This is a genomic window from Pseudomonas syringae pv. cilantro, assembly GCF_001293775.1.
GTDB lineage: Bacteria > Pseudomonadota > Gammaproteobacteria > Pseudomonadales > Pseudomonadaceae > Aquipseudomonas > Aquipseudomonas syringae_P.
This window is the reverse complement of sequence record NZ_LGLN01000043.1, coordinates 20,535-28,883: the sequence shown is the minus strand read 5'-3', so window position 1 is coordinate 28,883 and position 8,349 is coordinate 20,535. Positions and strand designations below refer to the sequence as shown.

11 protein-coding genes are annotated in these 8,349 nt (G+C 49.8%); all 11 read right to left on the bottom strand.

The annotated features are described in order from the left end of the window. Positions 1–304 precede the first annotated feature (304 nt). Positions 305–946, bottom strand: a complete 642-nt coding sequence (locus ABJ99_RS12905) for an SOS response-associated peptidase (RefSeq protein WP_054086168.1) — start codon at positions 944–946, stop codon at positions 305–307. A 93-nt stretch (positions 947–1,039) separates the two neighbouring features. Further along, positions 1,040–1,534: a hypothetical protein gene (locus tag ABJ99_RS12900; RefSeq protein WP_054086167.1), complete on the bottom strand. Its 495-nt coding sequence runs from the start codon at positions 1,532–1,534 to the stop codon at positions 1,040–1,042. Positions 1,535–1,550: 16 nt separating this feature from the next. Continuing rightward, on the bottom strand, positions 1,551–1,772 hold the full coding sequence (locus tag ABJ99_RS12895; protein ID WP_054086166.1) for a hypothetical protein: 222 nt from the start codon (positions 1,770–1,772) through the stop codon (positions 1,551–1,553). Between the two features lie 12 nt (positions 1,773–1,784). Continuing rightward, on the bottom strand, positions 1,785–2,423 hold the full coding sequence (locus ABJ99_RS12890) for a hypothetical protein (RefSeq protein WP_054086165.1): 639 nt from the start codon (positions 2,421–2,423) through the stop codon (positions 1,785–1,787). 140 nt (positions 2,424–2,563) lie between these two features. After that, positions 2,564–3,532: a ParB/RepB/Spo0J family partition protein gene (locus tag ABJ99_RS12885; RefSeq protein ID WP_230081019.1), complete on the bottom strand. Its 969-nt coding sequence runs from the start codon at positions 3,530–3,532 to the stop codon at positions 2,564–2,566. Between the two features lie 70 nt (positions 3,533–3,602). Next, a complete protein-coding gene (locus tag ABJ99_RS12880; RefSeq protein ID WP_054086163.1) occupies positions 3,603–4,733 on the bottom strand; it encodes a ParA family protein in 1,131 nt (376 codons plus the stop codon). A 175-nt stretch (positions 4,734–4,908) separates the two neighbouring features. Continuing rightward, on the bottom strand, positions 4,909–5,973 hold the full coding sequence (locus ABJ99_RS12875; protein ID WP_054086162.1) for a DNA cytosine methyltransferase: 1,065 nt from the start codon (positions 5,971–5,973) through the stop codon (positions 4,909–4,911). Between the two features lie 153 nt (positions 5,974–6,126). Next, complete coding sequence (locus ABJ99_RS28240; RefSeq protein WP_147461968.1) at positions 6,127–6,579, bottom strand: hypothetical protein; 453 nt, start codon at positions 6,577–6,579, stop codon at positions 6,127–6,129. 29 nt (positions 6,580–6,608) lie between these two features. Further along, entirely contained in the window at positions 6,609–6,788 is a 180-nt protein-coding gene (locus ABJ99_RS28235) for a hypothetical protein (protein WP_147461969.1), read from the bottom strand. A 94-nt stretch (positions 6,789–6,882) separates the two neighbouring features. Further along, positions 6,883–7,197 (bottom strand): hypothetical protein, encoded by a 315-nt coding sequence (locus ABJ99_RS12870; protein ID WP_054086161.1) that lies wholly within the window; start codon positions 7,195–7,197, stop codon positions 6,883–6,885. Positions 7,198–7,348: 151 nt separating this feature from the next. Next, positions 7,349–8,278, bottom strand: coding sequence for a replication initiator protein A (locus ABJ99_RS12865; protein ID WP_054086160.1), 930 nt, complete (start codon positions 8,276–8,278; stop codon positions 7,349–7,351). Between the last annotated feature and the right edge of the window lie 71 nt (positions 8,279–8,349).

The window sequence follows — 8,349 nt, the reverse complement described above, 5'->3', positions numbered from 1 at the left end:
ACGTTGGCATCACGCCGAGGGGACCTTTTTCGGCGGATTACCTTGTATAGGAATTATTGAAATTCCTATACATCAAGACGAAGAGAGGTTGCTCGGCGGATGGGTAAAGCCATAGTGCTCTCTGTCAGGATTGGTCACGAATAGCGAAAGATCCTGACAGAGTTGGTTGCGGGCCTGCTGAATAGCTTATAGGCCCGCGTACCGTGATGTTCACGGAAAATGCTACCGCGCTTGCGGCTTGGTGGCTGCTGCCGTACAGCGCGACAAGTCACCCTGTCCATCACCAGCTCCAGGGAAGACATGATCACATGTCCACGGTCAGCCGATCTGCCGGGTACTGGTTCATGAAAGCTGCGCTCTGCTCTGGCCGCGCGGTCAACCAGTCCGCATACGAGCCCTTGGGCAAAATAACTACCATGCGCTTTTCATCCTGGGGCTTGTGGTACGCCTTCATGAAGTCGTGTTCATTGGCATTCACGGTCAGCATGGTGTAACTGTGCAGGATCTGGTCGGTGGCCGGATCGCGCCACTGCTCCCACAGGCCCGCAATGCCCAGCAGCTCGCCGTCTGCTCTGGCTATACGCGTGGCAATTGCCTTGCCTGATCGCCAGTCCGGCTCGTAGATGGCCACCGCTGGAATAATGCAGTGTTGCGCCTGGCGCCATGCATGTCGGAACGACGGTTTCTCGGCCACCGTCTCTGATCGAGCATTGTAGGTGTGTTTGGCAAACTTGCTGTCCTTGCTCCAGGACGGGATCAACCCAAAGGAGCCGGTCAGCACTTCCATGGTTGCGGGAGAATCGTTGTCATCTGCCAGGCCGTCTGGGCGGCGCAGGAATGGGCCGATGTAGCCAGGCCACAGATCGAGCCTGCCTTGGTCGAACAGTGCGACCCCGAACGCTTCAGCGACCTGGTGGGGTGATGGTGCTTCATAATGGCTGCACATAAAGCCTCGCTGGCAGGTTTGGATGTCTTCATGTGAGATGCCAACCTGCCCCGCCGTTCCATTGGGTGTGCCGCCTTTAGGGGATCCAGATCACTAAAGAATTTCTAGACCGTTTGGGTTGAGATCTGCACTCAATTCACTGGTTGCCGATTCGACGGCCTCGATGGTACCTAAATCAAGCCGATACCCATCAAAGCAGCCTTCGGTTGCCCCCAATGCCTGCCACTCAACGAATGCTGGGCGTAAGTCCAACGCACAGTCCGAGTTCAAGTCTTCTGCGAGCATTATTAGCTCATTAATGGGAATGAAAGCTGTTAGTAAAGGCCGACCATTAGCATCTTCAGCCAGACACTGAAGCGTTTCCTCAATTCGAGCGCTCCAGCGCGGGCTTGAACTCAACCAATTCATAACTACCACGCTTTCCCGTATGACGATTTCAGCATCGGCCAAGGGAACTGTACAATTGAGCAGGCGAGGCATCTTCATTTGCTCCGCCAAGGAAACCATTTCGGGGTCAGTGACTATCTCAACCCTGCAGGCGTAGAAGGTGATTGGCATTTTGGTATCAATATTGCTGATTTTGCTCATTTGGCTCTTCACAAAATTATCGGCCTTTGATATTAGCGATTGCCCAACCTGTAAAAAGCACAATCGCTGTGATTATCGCCGTCCATACAAATATCATCACCGCTTTGCCCATGCTGGGCAAAACCGCTGAAAGCTCCGCGAAGGAGTTATAACCATGATCCACTGCGTAGAAAACGACTCCAGCTGTGCCGATACAAATAAAAACGAGGAAGAATAAAGTAGATGCTATTACTTTCATGATTGTCCTCGACTACTTAAAAAAGTTATAGAGCATAATTACGAGTACGAAACATCCAATCACGAGAAAATACAATTCTTTCTTGCTATCGGATTTATGACCATTCATAGTTCTTTCTGACTCGTCTTTATCATCGTCAATTTGATCTAGACTAGCTTGGTTGTCTGCCATATTCAATTTGTCACGAAAGCTAGAGTACGTATGCTGCACACGATCCCAACCGACATTTCCGCAAAGCTCTTTCCCTCGCTCATCATCCAGCCCGCATAAAGATAGATATTCTAAAATGACGCCCGGTAGCTTGGTACGAATGTCTTGATCCATTTTTTTGTAGTTGACACAGTGCAGCATCCTGAGGGCCGTATACAGCTGCGTCTCTGACTTGGACCCCTCAATGCGTGGGCTCCCACTCACAGTGGTAGTGAGTGCTTTGTGGGCCTGAACAACCGTATCAAGTGCGCAAATACTGAACCAATCAGATGAGGGGTCCATCACTGCGACAAGGCTTTCTGTGAACACCTCTTTGCTGAACTCTAACGCCTCGGGGCTTGGGGCAGGCAACGTTTGCTCCCGAGTGTCGCCGTCAAGCAGCCTTAGTGCCTCATCAAGCGCTGCGAAAGTTTCAGCACTGCGATTCCCATGTTCAGTCATAAAATGCTCCTACTTTTTTAAGGGTTCGCGAATATCTTATTAAGCCCATCTGGATCCTGCATTGTCCCCACAAGAGCCCTGCAAAGCCAATCGCTACTGTCTGTTGTGATGCGAACGGTAATGACAGCCAGCACAGCGCTCTACTCCGCTTTCGCGGCGGCGAGTTTTGTACGGTCAATGTTTTTTAGGAACTCCTCAAATTGCTGCATAAGCAAAGTCGGGTTAACGCCTTTGTCGCACTTCAATTCTAGCTTTTGTCCTGACAGTTTGATTGTTCCAATTCCTGCCACAGCACGCGGTACAAATGCTGGTCGACCTTGGTTAGAACACGCTGCTATTTTCATAGCAATCTGGCGCAGTGCCTGCTCCTGCTTTGTGCCTTTGTCAACCATACTCAGCACTTGTCGCTCTACGATGTGAACGTCTTTTTCAGCAAAACTTACGAATTTTTTAGCGTAGTTAGCGGTGATCAGACCCGGATGCTGATCCAGCACTTGTCGAATTGAACTAGGGAGCTTCATAAGGTCCAAGCACCTACTAACTACTGAACGATTGATACCTAGGCGCCGTGCAATAGCGCTTTGACTATTATCGTTTCCGTTTTGAAGGTACCGGTCATAGCTACGAGCAAGCTCATAATCCGTCAACTCCTCATGTTCGTTGTCTGCCAACGCGAGCAACATTGCCATGTCGTCGCACATTGGCTTCACTACTGCGGGGATCCTGTCCCACCCCAGTATAGTGACAGCTCTCCAACGCCTTTCCCCCCCAACGAGCTCATGCTGGCCATTTGGGAGGGGTCTTACAAGAATGGGCTTACCCAGACCAATTTCACGTATCGACTCAACAAGTCGCGAGATAGCCACCGAATCAAACAGCATCCTCGGCTGGTATGGTGAGACAACGATACCTGAGACAAGGATATCCTCTAGGGTCTGGTCTTTACCTATCCACTCCCCCACCAAAGGCTCTTGAACCTTTTCATCCAACTTTTGAAGCATGGCTGCCCTTCCCGTCGCGCTGGAGGGGGTCCCAGCCGGGATCTCGGCTGGCGTGCGAAGGCCAATGGCGCCAGTCTTAGCTTTACCAGGATAATCGTTTGATTTCATGTGCTGCGTCTCCAACATGGGGTGTTGCTAGTAGCAACACGAGTTCTCTTTTGTTGCTACTAGCAACAATTCAAGCTGAGGCAACTTCGCGGATTTTGTCTAGAATTTCCCGATGTACGCTTCGCACCGGAACAAGACTTTTGGATGTAGACCCTTTCCACAACAGCAGCGGAATGCCGTCATCCAACGCTTTGGCATATTCCTCAGAGACATAGATTTTTTCTTCAGTTACCCGTCCTGGAAAAAGCTCATTAAGCCGGTATAGGTTATTGATCAGGGATGGACGATTACGGATGAACATCGTCGGGATCGCAAGCAATTTGGGTGCATAGTTGTATTCCCGCGCAAATCGGGCGCACCAATCGTTCAGTCGGAGTAGGGCCCGGAATGAAAACTTGTCCATTCGGATCGGACATAGGAGTAAGTCGCTAGCCGCAACCGAGTTTTTGGTCAGACGTGATCCAGCTGGGGCATTATCGAAGATGATCAGGTCATAACTCGAAAGATCGCAGCCAGGAATTTCACCGGCTTTGGCCTGCTCAATCCAACGGGCGTACCACATATCGGGGTTGTTTGAGGCGTCCAGCGCGACGCCCAAATCTTCGATGTAGGTATCAGCAGGAATCAGGTGAATGCCATCCTCACCAAACGGCTTCTTTATGACCTGATTAAGAGTTTTCGGATCGAAAGCGCGCATCCGCAACAGCGGACTAATCAGGTTGCCAAGATGACCGTCAACCAGTCGATCATGAGGAATACCCATAGCGGTCAAATCTTCCGGCCCCAAATCAGGGTCGTAGCCAAGCATGCTGGACGTATCACCTTGGGGGTCATTGTCTATGATCAGTGTTTTCAGTCCTCCGAACTGTGCAGACAAGGCCAGGTTAACAGCCGTAGTTGTTTTAGCCGTTCCACCTTTCGGTACAAATGTCGAGACAACGATTTGGCGAGATAGACCTTTCGAGTGTCCCAGACGTCGACGTAGGGCTGCGATAGCGAACAGATCAGCAACGCCATAAACCCGCGCAGTAGAAGTTCCACGAGGAACTCGTCGGATCTCGACACCATTCTCCTCCTCAATGTCTTTCAGGCGTCTGGTAGTCAGCCCGAAGCACTCTGCGGCAAATTGCGGCGAAAAGGTCAGGCTTCCAAAGTCGACAAAACTTTGTAGGTCCAGCTGAGATTCTTCGGTTGCGTTCATGAGAATGCCCTTCTATAGGTTGTGAACTGATTATAGTTCATGAACTGATCATGTAAAACGTATAATTCAGGTATATCAAATATATTTACGTTTTGAGCTGAACCCATATTGTTGCTAGTAGCAACACGCCCAGCTTGGCCTCATCAAAAGGGCCAAACCACTGGGGGGTTTGCATTTAGAAGCTCATTGCTACCTGCCCGCCTCGATCTACAAAACTGTCGAGATTGCTCCCCCGCAACAGCACCGCTTCCCTCAGCAGTGTATGAGCGCTGTGGTCATCAAGATCCATGAGATATGCGTCGTCGATAAGTTCGCTGATCTCACGTGGCTTCAAGCCCGCGGCAATAGCCTGACCAAGAAGGCGCGACGAAAGACGATCGTACTTCGCACACAGTGCAAATTGAGGGTTATCAAGGTGGTTATTAGCCATGAAAAAAGCGTATGAAAAACCTACCGGAGTAATGCTTCTCGCGTTTTTTGTAGCAAGGCTGCGGCCACCGTACTTGAGGTGCATTTTGGAGCCCTCAATAGGCATAACCGGTGCTACTGGAAGGTTTGCGTTGAATCGACCCCAGATCAATGTCTTCTTTGTGTAGGGATCTCCAACGTGGCACGGATCGAATGAAAGCCTCCATGATGGGAGCCCACCTAATTTTTCAATACGGCCAACAGGGTTTTCTATAGCCCAAAGAGCAGGCTTGAAGTATTCGACCACACGCAATGTTTGGTGTACCAGCTCTACGGAAGCCATGGTTCGGCCATCGAGATCCTTACTGCTGAAATGTCTGCATCCTGATCGGGCGAAGTCTGTACAAGGGCAAGCAGCAAGAATCGCAAATACATCCTGCCCATAGAAATCAGCGAACCACTCGGTGAAGAACTTGACATTGAAGTTGTTCACGTCACCGAGATCTGGATTGTCTTGAATGTCGAAGCGGTATACCTGGTAACCAGCTTCTTCCCATGGCCGGGACCATTCACCTGATGTATCAAAAAGCGAAAGTACTACCTTGTCACAGTTTTCCATACAGGCAGCTTGACTGTTGGCATGAGCAATCCAGCCATCAATACGGTCACGGCGCTGCAAGGGGTGCAAAAACCCTTGTACCTTGTCAGCCAATCGAACTACATCGGCCTTCAAGGGCTGGTCGAAGAGGTGATGAATGCCGTGAGCTTTTTCGAAGGCTTGCGCTTCTGAGAATGCCGTTACAATTGAATCCAATTCGTACACCGAACCCATGAAATACGCTCCTAGACTTGTTTCAAGGCAGTAAAGTGGTAGCCGCCACTGTTACCTATTGGGTCTAAGCATTCTAACCGATAGACGTACGTATGTACATACGTACGCTTATCCTTAATGTTGCTACTAGCAACACTGCTCTCTAATAGCCTTTTATTCGACCTTTCGGGATGTACGCAGGGTCAATTCTCGATATGACTCAATTTTCAAACGAACACGCCTTTGCCTGATAGCCTCCTTTGAACAACCAGCAATATTTGCAAGATCCTGGTCCGGCTGTTTGCCCAGTAAATGATCGTAAACCGTAATATCAGGGCGCGGCTGTTGGTAGGGAGTAACACCTAAGGATTGGATGAGCTTTGAAACTTGATAAAGAGGGACTTCAGCCGCACGTGCAAGCAGTGTGGCGGGATAGGCCCCTAGAAAAGGTACGAGGAGCGCAAGGGCATCCTGGTGAGGAGGAGGAGAGGAGTAAGCAGGTTTGCCGAGCTTGATTCTTCGCGCACGCACGGCTTCGGTTGTTGTGTTTGCCATCTGAGCGATAACAGGATCCGGGACATTTCCCATGAGCCCATCGTACCGCTCAAGCTTTGAGAACTTAGGCATGTTGCAGACCCTAAATCTATAGGCCAGACTTATTGTTGAATTCCCCACATCTCTGCAAGCGCTTTTTCAATCAGAGCAGATGCCGTTGTTTTTTTCGTGAAAGCTTCCTCACGCAAGCGTTCGTTGAAATCAGTTCGAAGGCTTATAGTTTTATGGGCTCGGGTGGGAACGTCACCCTTTGACGTCGTAACAGGTGCTTTAGCCTTCATACAATTGCCTCAAAAAATGGACTGATAACAAGCAACCATTATACATGTACGCACGTACGCAACCACATACGTACGTACATAAATAAACCACTGCTTATTCAGCTTGCTCATCCTTGTTAAGGCGATGCTGACTAAATGCCCTTCGGTATTCCTGCAGATGCTGGATGGTGTTGGATAGGTTGCGAATCACGTAGTCAGGGAAACCCTTTTTACCAGCCTTGTGACGCTGCTCAAGATCAGCAATGCGAGTTGGATCTAGTCCTAGCCGAATCAGGGTAAGCTCATCACCCAGCTCTAAAGCTCGGTTAGCTTCCAGCATGACGCTTTGTGCTGTTTGAAGCTTGTCAATTTCATCTTGAAGGTGCTGGATGTCATCTCGGTCAATAGATCGCAGAGGTATACGCTTCATTTGCTCACTCCTAGACTTCGTTTAATCCCCGGTAGCCGCCGGGAGCAGCTCAAGTGAGCTACGCGCCTAGTATACGTACGTATGTACGTATGTAAACAACAAACAAAGAAAAAGGCTGCATCAGCAGCCCCTAAATGTCGGCGATATACGACTAAGCGGGCTCAAATCGCTCCAGCGTTTCAAACCAAGCAGCTTTGTCAGAGGCCACCAGCTCTTCTGACAAAATCTTGGTGTCCCTGGTATAGAACACGATTTTATGAGGCTTACAGCTCGTATCCAAAGCCATTCTGTAGTCAGGTAAGGAGTCCCGTTTGATGATCTTGCGCACGTCAGCCCTGAAATATCGCAGATCTTGCGTAGAACCGCATTTTTGCTGCATCAGGACGATATCTGCCTTCCAAATTGGCTTGTTACCAACGTGTTTGCGAGCAAGCTCATACAAACGACGCTCAAGGGGCATCCTCAACGCGAAATAGCGCCGGTCAATCGTCAAAACCTCATAGTGGAGCAGGGCTTTGTACATCCAATCTGAGATCTGAACGATGCCTTCAAGAACACCCTTACCGTTCCCGGTCTTTTTGGTGATGGTGTAGTCATGTATCCAGCCAAAGCCTTTAGTTTGCTCCTCGCCACCGGTGACGATGTTTGTCTCGATCTGCGTACCCTTGAGCCTCCGGAGCATGTCCAGGATGTTCACGTAAGCGTTTCCTCCTGGCTCCCTACCAGTGCCGATGAGAAAATCATAAGAGTCAAATTTGACCGTGTTTGAAATCGGCAACCCCGCTTTACGACCTTCGATAATTTGGGATCCGATGAACAACAGCAGATCTTTGTCGAAAACCGTTGCGGCGCCGATTACGGGTGGAATGATTCGTACGCGCTTGTTGGTACCAGGCTGGTGATACTCGCGGATGGCTGTATCCGGAATAGTGGACAAAGAGAAAAGTGGAAACTCCATACTGGCCAGGTCGTCTTTCACGGGCCACTCAACCATATTGGCCTGGAACATGTCCGTCTGAACGTAAGGGACCAGGTTCGGTTTACGGCCACGTTTGGGTTTCTTTTCGCCTTCATCACTCATAGCTAAATCTTCTTTTCTGAATCACTGCAGTCTACATGGGAACTGAATGGCGGACCGTGCAGCCCACTCTG